Annotated in this window: 21 protein-coding genes; 12 read left to right on the top strand and 9 right to left on the bottom strand. The window is 51.7% G+C overall.

Annotated features, from left to right (window positions below; translation table 11 throughout):
* Nucleotides 1-56: 56 nt before the first annotated feature.
* On the bottom strand, nucleotides 57-641 hold the full coding sequence (locus HGH92_RS26350; protein ID WP_168873801.1) for a Crp/Fnr family transcriptional regulator: 585 nt from the start codon (nucleotides 639-641) through the stop codon (nucleotides 57-59).
* 112 nt (nucleotides 642-753) lie between these two features.
* On the opposite strand from HGH92_RS26350, the gene HGH92_RS34235 reads away from it, so the two are divergent.
* The 3 genes from HGH92_RS34235 to HGH92_RS26335 all read left to right on the top strand — a co-directional run bounded on the left by HGH92_RS34235 (nucleotide 754) and on the right by HGH92_RS26335 (nucleotide 2,669).
* Entirely contained in the window at nucleotides 754-1,608 is an 855-nt protein-coding gene (locus tag HGH92_RS34235) for a helix-turn-helix domain-containing protein (RefSeq protein WP_317166458.1), read from the top strand.
* A 73-nt stretch (nucleotides 1,609-1,681) separates the two neighbouring features.
* Complete coding sequence (locus tag HGH92_RS26340; RefSeq protein WP_168873800.1) at nucleotides 1,682-2,074, top strand: VOC family protein; 393 nt, start codon at nucleotides 1,682-1,684, stop codon at nucleotides 2,072-2,074.
* Nucleotides 2,075-2,177: 103 nt separating this feature from the next.
* A complete protein-coding gene (locus tag HGH92_RS26335) occupies nucleotides 2,178-2,669 on the top strand; it encodes an SRPBCC family protein (RefSeq protein ID WP_168873799.1) in 492 nt (163 codons plus the stop codon).
* Nucleotides 2,670-2,722: 53 nt separating this feature from the next.
* Here the strand turns inward: HGH92_RS26335 and HGH92_RS26330 are convergent, their stop codons facing one another.
* Nucleotides 2,723-3,274, bottom strand: a complete 552-nt coding sequence (locus HGH92_RS26330) for a GNAT family N-acetyltransferase (RefSeq protein ID WP_168873798.1) — start codon at nucleotides 3,272-3,274, stop codon at nucleotides 2,723-2,725.
* A gap of 86 nt (nucleotides 3,275-3,360) precedes the next feature.
* Between HGH92_RS26330 and HGH92_RS26325 the strand changes: the two genes are divergently transcribed.
* A complete protein-coding gene (locus HGH92_RS26325) occupies nucleotides 3,361-4,509 on the top strand; it encodes a tetratricopeptide repeat protein (protein WP_168873797.1) in 1,149 nt (382 codons plus the stop codon).
* Here the strand turns inward: HGH92_RS26325 and HGH92_RS26320 are convergent.
* On the bottom strand, nucleotides 4,491-5,687 hold the full coding sequence (locus HGH92_RS26320; protein WP_168873796.1) for an exo-beta-N-acetylmuramidase NamZ domain-containing protein: 1,197 nt from the start codon (nucleotides 5,685-5,687) through the stop codon (nucleotides 4,491-4,493). The genes HGH92_RS26325 and HGH92_RS26320 overlap by 19 nt on opposite strands.
* Nucleotides 5,688-5,807: 120 nt before the next feature.
* Nucleotides 5,808-6,812 (bottom strand): lipase family protein, encoded by a 1,005-nt coding sequence (locus tag HGH92_RS26315; protein ID WP_168873795.1) that lies wholly within the window; start codon nucleotides 6,810-6,812, stop codon nucleotides 5,808-5,810.
* Between the two features lie 186 nt (nucleotides 6,813-6,998).
* On the opposite strand from HGH92_RS26315, the gene HGH92_RS26310 reads away from it, so the two are divergent.
* Complete coding sequence (locus HGH92_RS26310; RefSeq protein ID WP_168873794.1) at nucleotides 6,999-7,634, top strand: hypothetical protein; 636 nt, start codon at nucleotides 6,999-7,001, stop codon at nucleotides 7,632-7,634.
* A gap of 17 nt (nucleotides 7,635-7,651) precedes the next feature.
* Here the strand turns inward: HGH92_RS26310 and HGH92_RS26305 are convergent, their stop codons facing one another.
* A complete protein-coding gene (locus HGH92_RS26305) occupies nucleotides 7,652-9,100 on the bottom strand; it encodes a PLP-dependent aminotransferase family protein (protein WP_168873793.1) in 1,449 nt (482 codons plus the stop codon).
* A gap of 116 nt (nucleotides 9,101-9,216) precedes the next feature.
* Between HGH92_RS26305 and HGH92_RS26300 the strand changes: the two genes are divergently transcribed.
* From HGH92_RS26300 to HGH92_RS26270, 7 genes are all read left to right on the top strand, one after another.
* Nucleotides 9,217-9,684 (top strand): cupin domain-containing protein, encoded by a 468-nt coding sequence (locus HGH92_RS26300; RefSeq protein ID WP_168873792.1) that lies wholly within the window; start codon nucleotides 9,217-9,219, stop codon nucleotides 9,682-9,684.
* 31 nt (nucleotides 9,685-9,715) lie between these two features.
* Nucleotides 9,716-10,606, top strand: coding sequence for a dihydrodipicolinate synthase family protein (locus HGH92_RS26295; protein ID WP_168873791.1), 891 nt, complete (start codon nucleotides 9,716-9,718; stop codon nucleotides 10,604-10,606).
* Nucleotides 10,607-10,827: 221 nt separating this feature from the next.
* Nucleotides 10,828-11,397 carry an RNA polymerase sigma factor gene (locus tag HGH92_RS26290; protein ID WP_168873790.1) on the top strand — a complete coding sequence of 190 codons (570 nt, stop codon included), beginning with the start codon at nucleotides 10,828-10,830 and terminating at the stop codon, nucleotides 11,395-11,397.
* A gap of 117 nt (nucleotides 11,398-11,514) precedes the next feature.
* Nucleotides 11,515-12,684, top strand: coding sequence for a FecR family protein (locus HGH92_RS26285; protein WP_168873789.1), 1,170 nt, complete (start codon nucleotides 11,515-11,517; stop codon nucleotides 12,682-12,684).
* A 341-nt stretch (nucleotides 12,685-13,025) separates the two neighbouring features.
* Nucleotides 13,026-16,364: a TonB-dependent receptor gene (locus tag HGH92_RS26280; RefSeq protein ID WP_168873788.1), complete on the top strand. Its 3,339-nt coding sequence runs from the start codon at nucleotides 13,026-13,028 to the stop codon at nucleotides 16,362-16,364.
* An 18-nt stretch (nucleotides 16,365-16,382) separates the two neighbouring features.
* A complete protein-coding gene (locus HGH92_RS26275; RefSeq protein WP_168873787.1) occupies nucleotides 16,383-18,176 on the top strand; it encodes a RagB/SusD family nutrient uptake outer membrane protein in 1,794 nt (597 codons plus the stop codon).
* A 19-nt stretch (nucleotides 18,177-18,195) separates the two neighbouring features.
* On the top strand, nucleotides 18,196-18,903 hold the full coding sequence (locus HGH92_RS26270) for a DUF3823 domain-containing protein (protein ID WP_168873786.1): 708 nt from the start codon (nucleotides 18,196-18,198) through the stop codon (nucleotides 18,901-18,903).
* A gap of 163 nt (nucleotides 18,904-19,066) precedes the next feature.
* Here the strand turns inward: HGH92_RS26270 and HGH92_RS26265 are convergent, their stop codons facing one another.
* The 4 genes from HGH92_RS26265 to HGH92_RS26250 all read right to left on the bottom strand — a co-directional run bounded on the left by HGH92_RS26265 (nucleotide 19,067) and on the right by HGH92_RS26250 (nucleotide 22,008).
* Nucleotides 19,067-19,468 carry a DUF1349 domain-containing protein gene (locus HGH92_RS26265; RefSeq protein WP_168873785.1) on the bottom strand — a complete coding sequence of 134 codons (402 nt, stop codon included), beginning with the start codon at nucleotides 19,466-19,468 and terminating at the stop codon, nucleotides 19,067-19,069.
* A gap of 30 nt (nucleotides 19,469-19,498) precedes the next feature.
* Complete coding sequence (locus HGH92_RS26260) at nucleotides 19,499-20,311, bottom strand: ferritin-like domain-containing protein (protein WP_168873784.1); 813 nt, start codon at nucleotides 20,309-20,311, stop codon at nucleotides 19,499-19,501.
* A gap of 34 nt (nucleotides 20,312-20,345) precedes the next feature.
* A complete protein-coding gene (locus HGH92_RS26255) occupies nucleotides 20,346-21,056 on the bottom strand; it encodes a ferritin-like domain-containing protein (RefSeq protein WP_168873783.1) in 711 nt (236 codons plus the stop codon).
* 151 nt (nucleotides 21,057-21,207) lie between these two features.
* Nucleotides 21,208-22,008, bottom strand: a complete 801-nt coding sequence (locus HGH92_RS26250) for an anti-sigma factor domain-containing protein (protein WP_168873782.1) — start codon at nucleotides 22,006-22,008, stop codon at nucleotides 21,208-21,210.

The following is a 22,008-nucleotide window of genomic DNA, read 5'->3' as shown; positions in this document are numbered from 1 at the left end:
GCGGCACAGGCAGGCGGTCACCAATGACAAATGATAAGAAAAAAACATGACAAACATCAAGACTTCCGGCGGGCCAGCGAGGCACGGATACGGCTCAACGTTTCGGGCGTAATGCCCAGATAGGAGGCAATCATATGTTGGGGCACACGTTTTATCAACCCGGGATATAGTTGTGCAAACTGCTGGTAACGTTCTTCGCCGCTCAGGCTGATAGCGGCTTGTATGCGGTTGGTGGCGGCCATCAGGCTGCGGTTCAGTAATGTCTCCGCCATTTTCTTCATCTCCGGCAAGGCCTCCAGTAAATAGTTAAAATCATCCAGGGTAAACATCACCAGGGTGCTGTCCTCCAACGCTTCGATATTGAGCACCGAAGGCTGACCACTGGTAATACTTTGCCGGTCGCCCGCCCACCAGTGCTCCGGAGAAAAACGCATGATACGCTCCACTCCCTTGTCGTCCACAAAGTATGACTTCAGGCAGCCTTCACATACGAACGCATAGTGTTTCCATGACTCTCCCTGCCGCAACAACAGCTGGCGACGGCGCAACTGCCGTACCATGGCGCGCGACCGTATCGCTGCAATGTCTGCTTCTGTAAACGTTCCCTTGCTATGGAGGTAATCAACAAATACCCCAAACATGTAGTTATATTTTGATTTACGGATTTCGAAATTTTTTGATTTCGAACTTAAAGTGCGAAGATCAACATTTATCTTACATATTAAATCAAATAGCCGGACCTTCGTTTGATAAATTCAAAAATCAAAAGATTTCAAAATCCGTAAATACAATAACCAAATAAAAAAGTATCCAAATAGCTCAGTATACCGGCCGCTGCAACCGGCCATCCACGCGGAGCGTGACAACGCCTCCTACCAGGAGCGCCTGCCATCGCTTCCGCTGGCCCCGTATATCTGTTGTTACTGGCAGCTGGCTTCGCAGCCCTCACTGTTACACCCTTTTGTGTACCGCGTGGTGGCCGACGGCTGCATAGATATTTTCTTCCATACCCAGCAGCCACAGGACATCTATGTGATGGGCTTCTCCACCACCTATACCGAATTTCCGCTGGACGTTCCTTTCAATTATATCGGCGTCCGTTTTATGCCGGCAGCGTTCCCGCTGCTTTTTGGCGTGAATGCGGCAGCGCTGACCAACCGTTTTGAACACCTCCGTGACGTGGTGCCGGCGTTGGCCCTAGCACTGGCGCAACAAACGGCCGGCCTTGACAACCTGCAAGCGCTGCAACCGGTACTCAACCATTATTTTGAAAAAATACTGGCTGGTCTTTCAGCAGATGCGGACAGCAGGCTGCTTGAGGCCATGGACCTTATTTTACGGACCGGTGGCAATATCCGGCTGGAAACGGAGCTCCATAGCGGTGTTAGCCCGCGGCACCTCCGGCGGCTGTTTGATTTTTATATCGGGGAATCACCTAAAACTTTCAGTAAGGTGGTACGCTTTCAGCAACTGTTGCACGCCATACCTACGGCCGACAGCCTGCGGGCAGACAAAATGTTTTACGATGCCGGCTACTACGATCAGGCACATTTTATCAAAGAGTTCAAAGCCATGTACGGCCTGTCTCCCACTGTGGCGCTACGCTGAGTTTGTCCGTTTTTTACAATACCGTCCCGGTAAATTCTTTCACCTTTGTGTCATCATCAAAAAGAAGCACATTATGAAAATGAATGCCGGTGTGATCACCAGTAGAATAAAGGAAAGCAAAGACTTCTATACCGGAGTGCTCGGTTTCGGGGTAACATTTGAAAATGATTTTTATCTGCTGTTGCATACCCCGGGCCATGAAGCCGAAATCAGCTTCCTGCTGCCAGGGCATGCAAGCCAGCAACCGCTTTTCCAGCCTGCCTTTCAGGGCAAGGGCATGTACCTGACAATAGAAGTGGAAGATGTAAAAAGCAGCTATGCGGCCATACAGGCCAAGGGTGTTCCTATTGAGATAGACCTGCGGCAGGAACCCTGGGGAGATCATCATTTTGCTATTATCGATCCTAATGGCATAGGTATCGATATTGTACAGTACGCAGCACCGGACGCCACAGCGGACAACTGAATAACGTTCCTGGTACGTTTGGCAGGATTATGACCCATTGTATTTTGTCGTTTTTTTCCAAAGCCGGAGGCCTTAGCGGCTGTTACCTTTGTATCAAAAGATCATGAAAAAGAGATGGCATATGGCTTTGGGCATCCTGCTGCTGCTTTCCTTTCAGACAAAGGCACAAACCATAAAACCGACAACCATGGCATTACCTGCACAAACATTAAGCATCACTGTGCTTCGTCCGGCAGACGACGTGTATGCGTTCCTGTCAGCACCCGCCAACTTCGCCTCCTGGGCTGAAGGCTTCGGCTCCCGGCTGAAAGAAACAGATACGCCCGGCACCTGGCATTTTATAATGGCCAATGGCAAAAACGCCACCGCTAAGTTCACGGCGCCTAATCCGTTCCGCATCGCAGACCACTATGTTTATCCCGGCAACGGGCAGGAGGTATATGTGCCCATGCGCGTGTTGGACAACGGGCCAGACAGTGAAGTGCTGTTCACGCTGTTCAGGCAACCGGACATGACCGACCAGATGCTGGCGAATGATAAAGCAGCGGTGCTCAGGGACCTTGGCAACTTAAAAAAGGTGCTCGAACAACGATAACCGGGCATCAATGTCTCTGGCCCGGAGAAACGGGCTTCTCCGGGCCGGAGACATTAGAAGTCATATGTCATATAAAAAGCCACTTCTCCCGGGCACCATACCGGGTCATACAGTTTCAGGTGAACACCCGAGACGCGGAAACCCTGTTTCTTATAAAAACTTACCGCAGGCACGTTGGTGTTCTGCGTTTCCAGCTCCAGCAAACGCACCTTCAATTGTTTTGCATGCGTTATCAGCGCTGCCATCAGTTGCTCTCCGATGCCTTTCCGTCTCTCAGCAGCTGCCACTGTCAGTTGTGCAATATATAACGTGTTGTTCCAGTCCCGCTTCTCCCCGATGATAAACCCTCTTAACCGGCCCTGCTCGTAGGCGCCAAAAGAATGCCCCTGCTCTATGGTTTCATTCAACTCTGCCAGCTCTTCGTCACTGGTATGCCAGGTCTTTTGTTTGGGCGATGCCAGCGTTTCCAGGCGGAAGGCAAAGACCGTCTCCTGCAGGTCCGGCTGTTGCACCGGCATCCAGGCCTGCGTAGAGGTGTAGCCGTTATGGCCCAGCTGTAGTATGTCCATGGCCGTTAGCCCACTGAGCGGAGAAATTGTTACCATACACTGTTTCCGTTTTGCCCGAAATTAACAAAACTATATTTTTAGTTTTAAAACTAAATTCTTAGTTTTATGCAAATACTTTCACTATGCGAAACTTTATCGGAGCCATGGGATTGTTATGTTTATCGGGTGTCGTCCGGGCACAGGGCATAGACAGGAACAGGGTCATGGAATACCTGCAGGACCAGCAATATGAGGAAGCCGTCGCGTATCTGCAACCCAGGGTAAACACACAGGAGCCGAAGGAAATGGCGCTGTTGGGCTATACCTATTATCAGGGAGGGAAACTGACTGACGCCGCAGACACCTATGAAAAGGTGCTGGCGCTGGACAGCACGCTGATACCGGCTTTGCAGTACCTGGCCTCCATCCGTTCGCAGCAGGAACGTTACCCGGACGCAGTAACGCTTTACCAGCGCATCGTGCAGCTGAGGCCCGCCAGCGCCGCAGCCTGGAAACAGCTCAGTTTCACCGCTTTCATCGCGCAACAGCCGGACTCCGGATTTATATGGCTGCAACAGGCCTACCAGCTCAATCCGCTGGATGCCCGTGTAGTGTCCCGTACCGCAGAAGAATGGATGGACCGGAAAGTCTATCCCCGCGCGGACTCCATCACCCGCGCATTCCTGGCAAAAGACTCCACGATGCCTGCCGTGCTGATGACAGCCGCGAAAACAACCTATATGGTAAAAGATTACAAACGTACCATCAATATCGGGGAACAACTGCAACGGCTAAACGCAGTAGGGCCCAATACCTTCATCTACGTAATGGCCGCCAACTACAACCTGAAGAAATACCAGGCCTGTATTGATATCTATGGGTATCTGCTGGACCGCAACGCAGCCTCGGAAAACATCACCTACTACGCAGCACTGGCCAATACCGCGTTGCGGCAGTACAAGGAAAGCAATGACCTGCTGTTGCGTTGTATAGACATGGCCAAATCATCCAGCCTGGAAGGTTACTATAACAGCATGGCCACCAACTACGAAAGCCTGCGGCAATTCAAACCTGCACTGGCCAGCCTGGACACATCCTGGTACCTGTCACACAACCCGCTACGGCAATACAGCATGGGCCGCATATACGAAACCGGGCTGCATAACGACAATACAGCGATGAAATACTACAAACGCTTTATGCAGTTATACAAGCCCGATTCACCCGAGGACGAGGCCGTAATATATCAGTACCTGAAATCCAGGATCAAAAATCAGGGATACAACAAATAACGGAGACGCATCTTTTTATAGTTGCTGAGCCCCGGCTCCCAGCTGCGGCGGATGTCCGCTTCGCTTTTACCATCGATGATCTGCTGACGGAAAGCAGTGGTACCGGCCAGCTTATCGATGCTGCCCATCTGTTTACTGTAAGACTGGTCAAAGAACCTGGCCTTATCAGGATAAGCTTTATACAGCTCAATCATCCAGCTGAGATTGATCCTGCCCGCCTTACGCAAAGGCGCCGTATCAAACTTGCGCAGGTCCAGCCCATAGCAGGCCTGCCCCATATGCAAAGGCGATTCAGACTTACCGGGAATGCTTTCCGGCGTAAAGGAAAATTCATATTGCCCTTTCAGCGCCGGGCTTCCCAGTACAGTAAAAGGCATATAAGTGCCTCTGCCCTGGCTGATAATCGTTCCTTCAAACAAACAAAGGGACGGATACAACAAGATCGATTGTTGTGTGTTCAGGTTGGGAGAAGGACTTACAGGCAACGTATAGTCCATACCGTGCCTGTAATTCTTTAGCCGGATGATCTTCAGTTTGCAGCGCTGTTTATCTTTCAGCCATCCTTCACCATTCACCATCTGCGCAAATTCACCCACCGTCAGCCCGTGCGTAATGGGAATGGGAAACTGGCCGATACCGGACTTCAGCTTCATATCCAAAACAGGGCCGTCCACATAATCGTTGGGATTGGGACGGTCCAGTATGATCAGCTCCTTCCCCGCTGCTGCACAGGCATCCATGATATCACGCAACGTATTGATGTTGGTGTAAAACCGGCAACCTACGTCCTGTATATCGAAGATCATTACATCGATAGCCGCCATGTCCTGCGGCGGTGGCATCTTGCGGGCGCCATACAGGGAAATGACCGGGATACCGGTAGCGGAATCAACTTCATCGGCCACATGGGCGCCATTGCTGGCATTGCCCCGGAAGCCATGCTCCGGGCCAAAAATACGGGTGATCTTCACCCCCAGCCTCAACAGGCTGTCTACCAGCGAATGCCCGCCAATAACGGCTGTAGGATTCACTACCATCCCAACCCTTTTGCCTTTCAGGTAAGGCACATACAGGCTGGTTTGTTCTGCGCCGGTAACAACCGGCTTTGCAGGCGTGGCGCCAACTGCCACCCCACCCGCCAATAACAACAAAAAGAATACGCGGAATACAAATTGCATAGTTAATTACGAATTACGAATTACAAATTACGAATTAGAGGCCACTTTTTGGAGCGGTTACTTATTGACCCGTCCATAAGACAGCCCTCCATTCGTAATTCGTAATTCGTAATTCGTAATTTATATCATGCTACTGCGCGCCAGCAATGCAGCATCCACCTCAACGCCCAGATAGCCGGCGTATTTCGCCAGCGCATGTTGTGCGCCCAACTGGTTAAAATAATCAGTCAGCGTGTTATGCAGGTACCGGGTGTCTAAATAAGTGTTGAACAGTACATAATGCAGCGCCTGCTGCATATAGCCCAGGCTGTACAACAGCCCGGTCAGCAACAGGTAACCATCGCGCAGGCTCATCTGGTAACCATCGTAGATAATCATGATATCTTCCGATGAAGGAGACGGAACATACAACAAGGAAGCCATGATCATGGTAGACACGACGGGAAATTTGGGGATCACATCGTTCACATTTTCGTAGTGCCAGGCATTGGGCACTTTATTGTCAAGGTCTGTGGCAAAGGCCATATCCCCTGCTGCCGGCGCAGCAAAGGTGAACAGGTAAGTGCCGTCATAACGAATGCCTTCGCGCTGAAGGGCTGTCACAAAATAAGAGGTATACACATTGGCGATGTTACCTCCCAGGCTATGCCCGGTGATGATCAGCCTTTTGTTCTGCGATACAACCCGCGTCTTCAAAAAATTGTAGATACCGGAAGAACCGGAGCGGAGCCTGTCTTTCATGCTGGCCACATTGTTAAACGCCCTGTTGGCACCAGCACTGATGCTGGCCATACCATAAGTCGTATAATGCCAGGTGGCCATGGAGATCACGTCCAGATCTTCCAGTATCCAGTTGGCAAAAGCATCCCAGTTTTTAAAAATACCGGAGGGTGGCAACGAGCCTCTGAAAGCCAGTCCATATAACTCTCCGGTAGGATCTGCGGCAATAAAACCAAAATTACCGTCCACAGTTTCATAACCCTCCCAGAGCAGGCTCCAGCCAGGCAGATGTTTGTCCAGATCGGCTTTGACATGTGTACTGTAGGCGATAGCGGATAATAACACCGCGGTTTTGACATGTGCAGGCACAATGCCCAACGCTGAAATAGTTTCTTGTAATTCCATACGGTTTCGGGGTTTGAGGTAAACAATTGCGGAGAGCAAATAACAGATGGGGCGTTGCGGGAGTCTCATGGCCATCTCCGTTTCTCTAATGTACGGATTTTTAAAGTACGGTTCTTTGATTTGGCACCGGGCATGCGGGTTTCCTTTAAAAAATCGTAAATTAAAAAATCTGTAATAGATAAATATATGAAATGGACACTTCTTCCTTTGTTTTGGCTGTTGAGTAACAGTTCCCATGGTCAACCGCGGCCAACCGACTACCGCATTAGCTTTCAGCAGGACTCCGCCCTGCGCAAATGGACTGGCAGTATCCCCGGCTTCACGCCGGATGCGTTTATATATGCAGCCACCAGTGATTTCGATCAGTTTTCACCAGATACGCTCTCCGGCAAAGACGCTGCCACGTACTTCAACACCTATGGCGGGTTGCTCAATTTCTCTCCTGATAAAAAACAATGGCTCGACTTCTACAGCTACCAGGTTGCACTGGAAAAAGCTCCCGGAGGCCGTTACCACGCTTATATTGAAGCAGACCAGGCGCTGCTGCTTGGCAACGCCGCTGCCCATACACACCGGCGTATCGCTTTTATGGGCGCTTCCTCCTGGATAGAAGAAGCATCGTGGATCGACAACCATACGTTTGTGGCAGTGGGGGTGACCAACGTCACCAAAGGACTGGAACCGTTTATTTATATTGGGGATACACGTGTCAGGCAACTATATCGCTACCACCCGTCAAACGACCGCTATAATCGAAACCCTGACCATAAGTATGTGTCCTGGCAATGGGCTAAAATGGCATCCCGGATTATTGAAGAATAGAACGCAGCAGACACCCGCTATTTTATAACGGCAGCGAGCGTACGAACTCCCTCTTCCAGCTCTGCAGGCGTCAGCGAAGCATACCCCAACCGAAGCGCGTTCAGGGGTTGTCCGTCAAAACAGAACAACTCCGTAGGCATCACGGAAACGCCTTTCTTCAACAGGCGTGCTGCCAGTTGCCCGGTATCTGTCGGTTTAACAAACCTCACCCAGAACGCCAGCCCGCCCTCCGGTTTTTGAAACACTACCTGTTTATCAAGGTACTGATGTAACAGCTGGTCCATTTTCTCTCTTCTTTCTTTGTAGATATTAAACGCCCTCCGGGCATGACGGTTAATGGCGCCGTCTTCCATCAGTCCGGCTACCGCCAGTTCCATGATGGGATCACCCTGGCGGTCTATCAGTCTTCTCAGTTGCGCCAGCGCCGCCACAAAAGCAGGCGGGCCGGTCACATAGCCAATGCGCACCGCAGGGGCCACCAGTTTACTCAGCGAACTGATATAGATCACATTGCCGGCGCCTTCATGGCTGGCCAATGGCAGCAGGCTTTTAGCACTGAAATGAAATTCATGGTCATAGTCATCTTCAATAATGGCAAAGCCATACCGGTTGGACAGTTCCAGCAGTTTAAGCCGTCGTTCCACTTTCATGCTCACCGCCGTAGGAAATTGGTGGTGTGGTGTTACATATACCGCTTTCAGCGTGGTGGTACGGCATACCTGCTCCAGTATGTCCGTCACCAGCCCTTTTTCATCTACCGGGATGTGGACCATATGGGCGCCTGCGTTCACGAAGGTCTGCCTGGCGGGCAGGTAGCCCGGTGACTCTATGGCCACCACGTCTCCCGGTTGCAGGAGTGTTTGTGCAATAAGATACAACGCCATCTGGCTGCCGCGGGTGATACAGATCTGCTGCGGGTCGGTGTTCATGCCCCTTTTAAAAGACAGCATGGCCGCTACGGCGGCACGCAGCCGCTCATCGCCTTGTTCATGGCCATAGCCCAGCATGCGCCAGCGTGCTTTCTGCTGGAAGATGCGCTTGTAGGCTTTGGCCAGTTCATCGAGCGGTGCCAGGCGCACGTCGGGCCAGCCGTCATTGAAGACGATCAGGTTGGCCGCTACTTCCTGCGGCACCGGCGCCAGTCGCTCGTGACGATTAAAAGTGAAGCTGGCCCCTTTTTTTGTCCCCTGCCCTTTCCTGTCGGGCAGCTCCGCTGAAACGAAAGTGCCGCTTTTATCAGCTGTCTCCAGCCAGCCTTCTGCTGTTAGTTCTTCATACGCCAGCACCACTGTCTTCCTGTTAACCCCCAGATCGGCCGCCAGAATGCGTGTGCCGGGCAGCGGCGTCCCCGGTTTCAGCCGTCCTTTTTTGATCTCTGTTACAATACCGTCCGCAATCTGGCGGTATACAGACAAATGCGGATCGTCGAAATCAAGGGTAAGTATCGTTTTCCAAGGCCTGAGCATCTGGACCATCTATTTTAGTTAAAACTGGATTATCATGATCATCCAAAAATAGACAAATTTTGTGGCATCGAAATCAGCTGATGAATTTATTCTCTCACACTTAAATCAATGTTAATATGGAAAAGGTAAAACAACCGGCAACATTTTCTTCCAACGATTTTCACCGCACCTATGCACGCCCGCAGTATGTGAAACCTGCAAAGCTGCTGCATAAGAACGTAGAGCAGGCAGGCGAACATGACCAGTTTTCTGCAGAGCGAAAACACCCGGTGTTCTTCGTGGACCTGCCTACCCGCAATGTAAGCATGACCATCGGCGGACTGTTGCCGGGGCAGCTGACCAACCGTCACCGTCACACCTATGAAACCGTGCTGTACGTACTGGAAGGCAAAGGATACACAGAAGTGGAAGATGAAAGAGTGGAATGGCAGGCCGGCGATGCGGTATATATTCCCAGCTGGGCATGGCATCGTCATCAGAACCTGAGCGATAATGAACCTGCCCGTTACATCGCCTGTGAAAACGCGCCACAGCTGCAAAACCTCGGCGTGGCACTCCGGGAAGAAGAAGGCAGAGACCTCTGAATCAATTATGAATCACGAATTACAAGTTACGATGAACAAGCATACCTTTAGCGGGATCATAGCCTATCCCATCACACCATTTGACAAACAGGAAAGGGTAGATATCCCGTTGTTTAAAAAACTGCTGGAACGCCTTGTCCAGTCAGGCTCCCACGGCATAGCGCCTTTAGGCAGCACAGGAGTAATGCCTTATCTCACCGACGAAGAAAAGGAAGCGGTTACCGAAGCCGCGCTACAACAGGTTAAAAGACGTGTGCCCGTTATCGTAGGCGTGTCCAACCTGACGACGGAACGGACCATCTACCACGCGCAGTTTGCCGAAAAAGCCGGCGCCGATGCCGTCATGATCATCCCGATGAGTTATTGGAAACTGACAGACGACGAGGTTTTCCGTCACTATGAAAAAGTGGCGTCCAGTATATCCGTTCCCGTTATGGCATACAACAACCCGGCAACAAGTGGCATCGATATGTCGCCCGCACTGCTGAAGCGGCTGTTGAAAATACCTAACGTGACCATGATCAAGGAAAGCACCGGCGATGTGCAGCGCATGCACTACCTGCGCCGTGAGCTGGGCGAAGACGTTGCCTTTTACAATGGCTCCAATCCCCTCGCCCTGGCGGCTTTCGGGGCCGGCGCCACCGGATGGTGCACCGCCGCGCCTAACCTCATCCCCGATCTGAACCACCAGCTGTATGAAGCAGTGCAGGCTAACGATGCAGCCCGGGCAAGGACCGTGTTCTATCAACAGTTCGACCTGCTGCGTTTCATCGTGGCCAAAGGACTGCCTAAAGCGGTCCAGGCCGGACTGAAGATACAAGGGATCGACGCCGGCTATCTCAGAAGCCCGCTCTGTGAACTGGATGCGCAGGAATATGTGGAACTGGAGAAGATCCTTCCGGCGGTGGAAGCGTTGGACTAAAATCGGGCAGCCCCTGCGGAGGATATGTAATATAAAGTAACTACAGTCCACAACGCTAAGCATCATCATGGCTGTAAGATCAATAGGATTGCATATAAGAACTGCCCCGGGCCTCTGCCCGGGGCTTTAGCGCTGGCAACACGCGCGCAGACAAACGATAAAATACCATGCGTATTTGGTTATTTCCTGAATTTTATTTTCCTTGGCAGCCGTAAGACGATATGCAGGAACTGGAAGACATACAACTGTTGCACCAACTCCGGGAAGGAGATGAACATGCTTTCACCACGATCTACAAGCGTTACTGGAAACTGCTGTTTAGCGTAGCTGCCAATAAGCTGGATAATCTGGAAGAAGCGGAAGAACTGGTGCAGGATATTTTTTCAGACCTGTGGGACCGTCGGGAGACGCTTGCGCTGACAGGTGCGCTGCCAGCTTATCTGGCCGTTGCCACCAAATACCGTGTCATCAATCTTCAGGCACGAAAAAAAAGGGCAAAGGCTTATTCTTCCTATGCGCGGGAAAACATATCGCCCGAAGACCATTCTACTGAACAATGGCTCCGTTTTGAAGACCTCAAAGGCCTGCTCTCCGGTCTGGTGGCGGCTTTGCCCGAACGTTGCCGGCTCACGTACCAGTTGAGCCGCGAAATGGGCCTCTCCCATAAGGAAATCGCTCAACGGATGAATATCTCCGAAAAGGCCGTGGAGCATAATCTCGCCCGGGCCGTAAAAACGTTGAAGTCCGGTTTAAAACACCTCTCCGCATTATTTTTCACGGTATTGCCCTGATACAATTTTCCCATTTATTAATTTTTATTATTGAAAGACCGATAATTTTTAATTTTTTTTAGAAATATATGGGGATTGGTCCTTTTCGATTGACTTAATATAAAAGACCTCTTTTGTATGAGCCAGGAAAAAGGACACAGCCGGTATGAAGAACTGGCGGAAAAATGGCTGAAAGGCACCATCACACCGGAAGAAGCGGAGGAATATGCGGCATGGTACAACGCCGGCCAGGATGCACCGGTGGATATACCGGCATCTTTCGCCGCTAACGAGGCTGAACACGAAGAAAGAATATGGCGTAAAATAACTGCCCGGACAGGCTTCCGGGACCATACGGCAACGGCTGCACCTTTGCGCCGGCGCCGCTGGTGGGCGGCCGCCGCGGTAACAGCCGCCATTGTTACCGCCGGCTACTGCTGGCATCATTGGCAAATAAAAGCGCCACGGCCGCAACGACTGGCTACCGTCAGGCCCGACGCCCTGCCAGGGTCGGACAAGGCGGTGCTTACGCTGGGCAACGGCCGGCAAATTATCCTCGACAGCGCCGGCAACGGGGCCCTGGCGCAACAAGGCGGCGTACACATCGTAAAAAAAGCCGACGGCTCTATCCTCTATGTGGATGATCATTCCGGCACGGTAACGGATACACTGTATAACACCATGACCGTCCCCAAAGGCGGCCAATATAAACTCACCCTCCCGGATGGCTCACGGGTATGGTTAAACGCTGCCAGCTCCCTGAAATACCCTGTGGCCTTCAGCCATCAGGAACGTACCGTGGAACTGGACGGCGAGGGTTATTTCGAAGTGTCAGCCACCGCAGCCAGCCCCTTCCGCGTGAAAGTACGCAATACACAAATCGCCGTGCTGGGCACCAGCTTCAACGTAATGGCCTATCCCGATGAAACCGGCATTCAGACGACCCTGCTGACCGGCGCCGTAAAAGTAAAACAAGGAAACAATGAAAAAATAATCTCTCCCGGACAACAGGCCGTCGTGAACAATGAAAACGGCCACATCTCCGTCGGGGAAACAGAAACAGCCCTCGCCACCGCCTGGAAAGACGGCCAGTTCCGCTTTGCCGGCAACAACATACCCATGGTGCTACGCCAGATCAGCCGCTGGTACAACATCGATATCGTTTACCAGGGCAGCATCCCGCAAGGCCATATAACGGGCAAGGTACCACGAAACATGAAACTGTCCGGCGTTATCCGCATACTGGAGCTCAGCGGCGTACGTTGCAGACAGGAAACAGGCAGGCTCCTCATATTTCCCTCATCCTGAATTCCGCCAACATTTATTCACCTTTAAAAACTACGGTATGACCAGTCATTATTAACCAAAATCATCAACGTTATGAAAAACGCGCTGTAAGCCGCGCTACACGGTATCCCATAAAAAAACCAGGTGCGCTTGGACCCGCCCCTGGCTATATGTCCGGGTTACCGTAAAACAACATCCGACTAAGATTATTGATCTCTAAACCCAAACACTGCAAATCTATGCAATTGGATTGTTATGTTAAAACCGTGCCCGTAACACGGTTTTTGTTCACCAGTCGCCACGGTAGGCGACAGGCAACAACGCCCCAGGGCCGTTGCCTCCGTAATAAAGTCATCAGGGTTATGAAGCTGACCGCTATACTGCTCACACTATTCTGCATCCAGGTATCTGCCGGTGTATCTGCACAAGAGATCACCGTGTCGGTAAAAAACAAACCGCTCGAAAGCATCTTCGCGCTCATAGAGCAACAAAGCCGCTACACCTTCGTGTACCGCGATGAATGGCTGACCGGCACCAAACCTGTCAACCTCCACATCTCCCGCGGCAGCATCGACCAGGTCATGAAAGCGGCGCTCCATCAACAGCCGCTCTCCTATGAGATCATCGACAACACCGTGATCGTGACCCGCAAAGCCGCTGCCGGCAACATCGCGCCCGCCGCCGTAGTGGCCACTATCAGCGGCCGCGTAACAGATGAAAAAGGAAACCCGCTGGCCTATGTCAGCATCGGCATCAAAGGCACACAAAAAGGCACCCACTCAGATGAAAACGGCGCCTTTAAACTGGAAGCCCGGGAAACAGATGTGCTGGTGTTTTCCCTCGTGGGCTACACGCCCCGCGAAATACCCGCCGGTAATCAGGCTACCTTGCAGGTAACGCTCACGCAAGCCATCAGCGACCTCAATCAGGTGGTGGTGGTAGGTTACGGCACGCAGAAAAAAGTCAATATCACCGGTGCTGTAGCTGCTGTAAAAGGACAGGAAATCGCCAAATCACCAGTGGCCAACATCAGCAACGCATTGGCTGGCAGGCTACCGGGCATCCGCGCCGTACAGAACAGCGGCGAACCCGGTAAAGACGGTTCCCGCATCGACATCAGAGGCTTTGGCGACGCCCTCGTAATCGTAGACGGCGTGCCTTCTACCTTCGATCAGCTCGACCCCTCGGAGATAGAAAGTATCTCCATCCTCAAAGACGCTGCCGCCGCGGTATACGGCATCAAAGCAGCCAACGGCGTAGTGCTGGTCACCACCAAAAGAGGAAACCTGTCCAGGCCAAAAATCACCTACAACACCTACTTCGGCCTGCAAAGCAATGCCCGCTACCCCCGATATGTGAACGCGGCCGAATTCGCAGAACTGACGGATGAATCGCAGCTCAACCAGGGCCTCGCTCCGGTATATGGAGCCGACAAAGTGCAGAAATACCGCGAAGGACAGCCCGGCTACGAAAGCACCGACTGGTATAAAGCCGCCATCCGCCAAAACACACCGCAGCAATATCATAACATCAACGTAAATGGCGGCACCGAATCCACCCGCTACTTCTTCTCCCTCGGATACCTCAACCAGCAAGGCATGTGGAAGAGCGGCGACACCCGCTTCAACCGCTACAACTTCCGCAGCAACATCAGCACTAAAATCAACAAAAGACTGACCGCAGAACTCAACCTCGGCGGCCGGCTCGAAAACCGCCACTACCCTGCAGCAGAAGCGGTAACGCTGATGGACCAGGTGCAGCGCGCATACCCCACCTACCCGCTGTACGCCAATAACAACCCGGATTATTATGCCGTGACCAACTTCAGCCAGAACGTGCTGGCTTCCATGAACAGTGACTATTCAGGTTATTCCGCCCAGCAATACAAATACCTGAGCGGCATCGCTTCCCTTACCTACGACATCCCGTTTGTAGATGGACTGAGCGCTAAAGCTCTCTACTCTTACCAGTCCGGCACCGCCAACAATAAAAAATGGGTGAAACAATTTAACCTCTATAACTATAACGCCGCTACGAATAAATACGACGTTGGTTATATTGGCAACTCCCCCACCAACCTCAGACAGGACCAACAACAGGAAGAGAACAGCCTCGCTCAGCTGTCGCTCAGCTATGTCAGAACATTTGCCCGTGACCATCATGTGAAAGGTTTACTGCTGTTTGAACAACGACAGACCATCGGCAGCCAGTTCGAGGCCTACCGCGAGTTTATGCTCGATGCGCTGGACCAGCTTTTTGCCGGCGCCAACACCAACAAAAACAATAACGGCAAAGCCAGCGAAGCCGCCTATATGGGCTACGTAGGCAGGGTGAACTATGACTACAAAGACCGCTACCTGCTGGAACTGGGCTTCCGTTACGACGGCTCTTACAAACTGGCGCCCGATCACAGGTGGGGCTTCTTCCCTACCGTGTCTGCCGGCTGGAGAATGAGCGATGAGGCCTTCTTCCAAAACATGACCCGTGTGGTCAACAACCTTAAAATCAGAGGTTCCTGGGGCCAGATGGGCGACGACGGCTCCGCCAATCCGTTCCAATACCTCACCGGTTACCGCTACCCGGAAGGCGGCTACATCTTCGGGAAAAATATCGTAGGCGGATTAACACCATCAGGCCTTCCTAACCCGCTCATCACCTGGTTCAACGCCACCACCGCCAACATCGGGTTTGAAGCCGGTTTCCTGCAGAATATGTTCACCGTGGAGCTGGACTTCTTCTCCCGTAAGCGTACCGGCCTTTTCGCACAAAGAGTGCTTTCCCTGCCGGGCACCTATGGCGCAGGCCTGCCGGCCGAAAACCTCAACAGTGACCGCACACAGGGTTTCGAGCTGGCGCTGGGCTACAACAAAAAAATCGGCAATGTGGTACTCAACGTATCACCCAATATCACCTGGACGCGTACACGTAATTTGTACCAGGAACGCGCCAGCTCCACCAACGCCTTCGCCAACTGGAAAGACAACTACAACAACAGATGGAGCAACATGATCTGGGGATATAAAGCCGCTGGCCAGTTTAAGCACCAGGAAGAAATTGCCGGTTGGGCCATACAGGACCGTAAAGGCAATACCACCCTTAAGCCCGGCGATATCAAATATGAAGATCTCAACGGCGACGGTATCATTGACAGCAACGACCGCACCGTTATCGGTCGCGGCAACACACCGGAACTGTTCTATGGCCTGAACCTCGCCGCCACCTGGAAAGGCTTCAGCCTCTCCATGCTGTTCCAGGGCGCCGCCAATTACAATATCCTGATAGACGGCGCTATGAGAGACCCGTTTAGCAACGGCGCCAACGCATTCGCCTACTTCACCGACCGCTGGCACCGCAGCGATCCATACAATCCGCAGAGCGAATGGGTGCCGGGCAAATACCCTTCCACGGTGGCCAATGGACTGGACAACAACAAAGGAGTATCTTCCTTCTGGCTGAAAGACGCGTCCTACCTGCGTCTGAAGACAATAGAACTGGGTTATTCCCTGCCTAAGTCCATGTTGTCAGGAGCAGGAATTGAACAGGTACGGTTCTACTTCTCCGCACAGAACCTCCTCACGTTCTCCAACCTGAAATTCATTGACCCGGAAATGCCGACCAATGATGATACCAATGCCGCCGGTAACGGTAAGTACTATCCGCAGCAACGGGTACTCACACTAGGCATGAACCTGCAATTCTGATCTTCTTAATTATTTGTCATGAGAAAACTACATAAACATATATCCTTTGCGCTGATGCTGACCCTGTCGGCCTCCTGCAACAAAGACTTCCTGGAAAGGAAAGCTCAGGACATCATCTCCGATGATGCCGCCTATGGCTCCGTGTCCGGCATACAGGCGCTTACCGCCAACCTCTATAATAATATGCAGACCGAAGCCTTTGACTATTGGGTGGAAGGAAACCAGGCTGCTTTCCCCAGCCAGGCCAGCGATGAAGCCGTACGCTCCTACAGCTGGGGCGCTACGCTCGATCCCATCCTCGGCGATGAAATGTTTGGCTGGTGGCGGTATGACGTGGTAAGAAACGTGAACGACTTTATCGAAAAAATCCCTGACGCCAAAAATATATCTGAAGAACAGAAGACCCGCTTTCTCGCCGAAGCCCGCTTTGTCAGGGCGTTCTATTACTTCTCCCTGGTAAAACGGTACGGCGGCGTCCCCCTGATAACGAAAGTACAGCGCTACAACGGTAATATCGAAGAACTGAAAGTGCCGCGTAATAAAGAACAGGAAGTATATGATTTCATTGCCTCCGAGCTGGATGCTATCATGGGCCAGCTGCCGGAATCCTACAATGCCGATGAACGCTACCGTGCCACACGTTATGCCGCCCTCGCCTTAAAATGCCGCGCGATGCTCTATGCCGCCTCCATAGCGAAATACGGCGCGGTGCAACTCGGCGGCGCGGTTGGCATCGCCGCTAACGCTGACGGCTATTGGCAGAAAGCCTACGATGCGGCACAACAGATCATCAACTCCGGAAAGTTCCAACTGTTCAACGGCTACAGCGATAAAACAGCCAACTTCCAGCAACTGTTCCTGACCGGCGCCGATCTCGACAAAAACAAGGAAGTCATCTTTGTAAAGACATATCAGTCGCCCGATCTGGCCCACGGATTCGACTTCTACAACGCGCCGCAGAGCTTTAAAATCGACTATGGCTGCGCCACCAATCCCACCCTGGAACTGGTCGAAAGTTTTGAGTACTCCGACGGCACCCCGGGCAAACTGAAAATCAATGATGCTGCCGGCAATCCCATTCTTTATAAAAACACCGCCGACCTGTTTAAAGACAAAGACCCGCGCTTCCTCGCCAGCATCCTCTACCCCGGCGCTCCCTGGCAGGGCGGTACCGTGGAATTAAGAAGAGGCGTAATAGACAACGGCGTACAGTTTACCTCCGCTAACCTGACAGACACCTACGGCAGCGGCGCCAACAGCATCCCACGCGTAGGCAGGGACGGCCCGCTGCTTAGCGGCGATCCCACCAAAACAGGCTTCTATGTTAAAAAATTCATGGACCCGGTGAACAGGCTGGCAGACGGCCGCTCCACCACGCCCTGGATAGTGTTCCGTTATGGAGAAGTGTTGCTGAACTATGCAGAAGCGGCCATAGAGCTGGGTAAAACCGCCGATGCGCTAAATGCAGTAAACCAGCTGCGTGAACGCGCCGGCATTAAACTCCTTGGCAGCGTCACCCGTGACCAGGTAAGACATGAAAGGCAGGTAGAACTGGCCTTCGAAAACCACAGATGGTGGGATATCTGCCGCTGGCGCACCGCCACCGATCTGCTGAACAACACACAGTTCCACGCATTGTACCCATGGCTCATGTGGGAAAACGGCAAATCACCTGCCGACATGCAATACAGCTTCCAGATCGTGCCCGCGCCTAAAAATACCCGCACGTTCCTCTCACGGATGTACTACCAGCGCATCCCTACCGGTGAGATCGACAAAAACAGCAACCTCGTGCAAAACCCGGGTTTCTAACCAAAACAACAGACAACACATGAAACAACATATCATCAACAGCTGTATGGCGCTCCTGCTGGGCAGCGCCGTACTGACCAGCTGCAAAAAAGACAACTACCCCGCTCCTGATGCCAGTATACAAGGGCGGCTGACCGATATCAAAACAAATGAAGCCGTGCCCGTACAGGCTTTCAATGGTGCCGTGCTCCGTTACTATCAGGTAGGGTACAGCAGCAGCAATCCTAATCCCATTAACACTGCGGTGCATCCCGACGGCTCCTACAACAACAACCTGCTCTTCACCGGCAGGTACCGCATTGTGGCGGAAGGACCGTTCTACTACAAAGACACGGTAGTAGTGGATATTGCCGCCAATACACAAAAAGATATTCCTGTTACGCCTTTCCTGAAAGTGACGGCAGCGGCAAGCAACGTCACTAACAACAGTGTAACGGTGAAGTATAGTGTAAAACACAACGACAACACACAGAAGATATCCAGGCTGGCAGCTATTATCGGCCCCACCGAAGGAATCGATGTAAACAGTTATACGTTGAATGACATACAGGATGTACAGAACGTACCAGACGAAACAGTAGAAGCTACTGTCTACGAAAAAACATTTACCGGCCTCAAAACCGGCACGGTGTACTATATCCGGGCTGCGGCCCGCATCGGCGGAGCAGACAACCCCGCCGGATACTTTAATTATACGCCTGTTATCAAAATAACGACGTCAAAATAATTTTCACCCCAATCCGCTAAAGGCAGGCCGGCAGTAACTCACATCATCCACGGTACCCCGGCTGTCTTTATATCATAATGAAGGGCTAACCAAAAGTACAACTGACTTTTGGTATAGCCCTTTTCTACGGATTGCTCTAAAGAGTCAATATGACACCGTTCCCTTAAACATTCACCCACAGCATCCAATTGCTGTCGAATTTATACCATTTTCCATCAGAGCCTTCCCATTTCCATTCCGGCACTTCTGACCACGATTTTCCGTCAGTGCTCCACACCAGCTTATGCTCGTGAATCTTCAGCCATTTGCCGTCTTTGTCGGTCCAGGCGCCGTCTTTGGCGGCCGACCATTTTTTGCCGTCTTCACTCCACCAGAGACCACCTTTTTTGTCAAGTTTGTACCAGATCGTCTTACCTTCTTTCTCAGCAGGCCATGTGGCTGTCGTGGATTTGGTCCAATCCCTTACAACCATGTAATCGTAATGATTGTGCGCAGGAGCTGCTGTGACAGAGAACTGCATGGCTACCGGCAGACATATGGCCAGCAGCATAATTGATTTTTTCATGATTGATTATATTAAGATGAAAAATGTTGTTTACACGATAAATGGTTTTACGATAGCCAGTACCTGATCGGCGGTAAGCGGCTCATCAAAGCTTTCACTGGCAGCATTGATACTGGCAAATTTGGTGATGTCCACGCCGGCCTGAGTGGTGAGCTCTTCTCCATTATAGCTGGCCTGCACCGCAGCGCCTATTCCACCGGTATCCTTGCCGGTAATCCAGGGTTTCAGATTGGCGCCCCTTGCCTTTCGCATCTGCCGGATATGAGAGGCGTGCCTTGCTTCCACGGTGTGTATCTGAAGTGCTGCCGTGAGCACGGCATGATTACTGATCAGCTCTGCCGCTCTTCCTTTGTAGGCCCTTACACCCGTGTCCTCAAATGTTTGCGCCACCGCCAGAAAAGTATCGTAGTTGGTGAATACGTCCGCAAATGCTCCGCCTGCGGTAAAATCGAATGTAGGTTTGGACACAGGAGTAGTGCCTATTGCACTGAGTGTACTCTTCAGGAACGCAACATGCGCATTTTCGTGGTCCCGTATGGTGTTAATAGCGCCTACCGCAGGGGTACCTGCCGGCACCACACCGGACGCGGCCCCTTTTGTATAAAACTCAGCCTCCAGGTATTCGAGTGTGAGCGCATAGTTGAGCACCGCCGCGACACCGCTTCCTGCAGACTGGCCATATGCTTTTTTGAATAAGCCGCCCAATGCAAAAGGTAAAGCCGTCAAGGCAATCCGGCCGCCCCAACGCGCAAGATGCTGCATTGTTCCCCTGCGGCTGTCAAGACGATCATATACTTCCGGGTCGATCTTTTCTATTTCAGTGATAATATTTTGAATGTTCATGTTTTGATTTTTTTGAGATACAGAAAAACATAGCTCACACCATAGGTAAATTACCGGCATACAATACTGACTTCAGAAAAGGTTTGGCAGCCATCAATACGTCAGCAGGCTTATTCGCCAAATCCAGCCCATTGGCATTTATCACCGTACTGTCTGCAAAAGACCCGTTACTGATCAGGTCGCGGATATAGGCGGCATGGCGCGCCTCAACGGATACAATTTTTCCGGCGAGCAGCAGATATGCCGGATCTGTGATCAATTGCCCTGCGCCGTTATAAGCAGAAACACCCAGGTCCTCAAATGCTTTGGCAGTCCCCAGTACGCTGTCACGGCTCCCGAAGTTGACGGCAGAAAAGTTCACTTCCAGACTGACGATCGCCTTGGTGCCCAAAGCCGCTTTAAAAAACTCCCGATGGGCCACCTCGTGATCACGGATATCCGTCAGCAACGCCAGTTCACCGGCAGTAATACCGGAATACGGACTTGCTACCACCTGGGTATAAAAAGCAGCTTCCAGCTGTTCCAGGGCATAAGCGTAATTAAGAATGCCGATATCACCGGAGCCCAGATCTATACTACCTGCAGGAGGCATATTGTTATTGTCATTGTCTTTTTTGCAGGCGGAAATAGTGGCAACGGAAGCGGCCAGCCCGCAATAGGAAAGAAATTTCCTTCTGCCGAATTTTCCGGGCAACAGGTCTTCATGATTGCCTGCGGGAGGCAATTCCGGATGTAATTTTTCCATAAAATAATTGTTAGATAAATTAACGAAATGAAGATTATAATTAGTTATCCTAACTACCTTAAAAACACATGCACATACCAGATACGGGAGTTTATCCTAAAAAGTTTGACGACCCAAAAAAAATTGCGTAAGATAATAAGAGATAGCCTGCTCAGATGCTCACCTTGCCCAGCACAAACATCTGGTCCATAGTCGGGGCAGGGCTGCCACCGGCTTTTTCCAGCGTAACAGCAAATGCTTCCGCCTGCTGCACAGGTGCTACAGCACACAGATCGCTGCATGCATTTTCCAATAACCCGGCCGATACCGGTTTTCCATTTACCAACGCCCATAGCTGATACTGCTTGCCTTCTGGCGGGACCGGCAGATGATTAATGATCAGGTAAACATTTTTCGTATGTGTGTTCCAGTAAACCGTTACCTGGCTGTCATTTCTGCCGGGCACGCCGGAGAGTAAAACTTTCAGGGTGCCGGGCGCGGTGATAAGCTGCAGCTCGTGCGTCATGGCAGCAAAACGGGCCTGATAGACCTTGTTGTCAGCTGCCATCATATCGTGCTGAGATTGCAGGTGGACAAAGTCCTGGCTGACGTTTCTGTACCGGTTGTAAAAGTAGATGTTCAATAACCCGCTGATACCCAGTAGCAGTAACAGTACCGCAGCTGCATACCTGAAAATATTTTCGCGGCGTATAGGCAGCACCGGTACCTGCCGCTCCGGTTCCGTGAATTCATCCTGCAAATGGTCTACCAACCGTGCTTTCAAACCGGCGGGAGCAGTTACCGCATACTGGTCTGATACCTCACTGAGCCATTTCTCGCAATGGAGAACAGCCGCCTTCACTTCGGGATACGTCCGGCTCAACTCCAGCAGCTCAGCCTCCTCCTCCGGCGCTGCGAGCCCGAGAACATAGCTCTCAATGATACCACTCTCTATGTATGCCTTGATGTCCAC

Origin of the sequence: Chitinophaga varians (assembly GCF_012641275.1) — a bacterium.
In the GTDB taxonomy this organism is placed as follows: Bacteria; Bacteroidota; Bacteroidia; order Chitinophagales; family Chitinophagaceae; genus Chitinophaga; species Chitinophaga varians_A.
The sequence above is the reverse complement of the archived record's forward strand: the minus strand, read 5'-3'. Positions and strand labels throughout refer to the sequence as shown.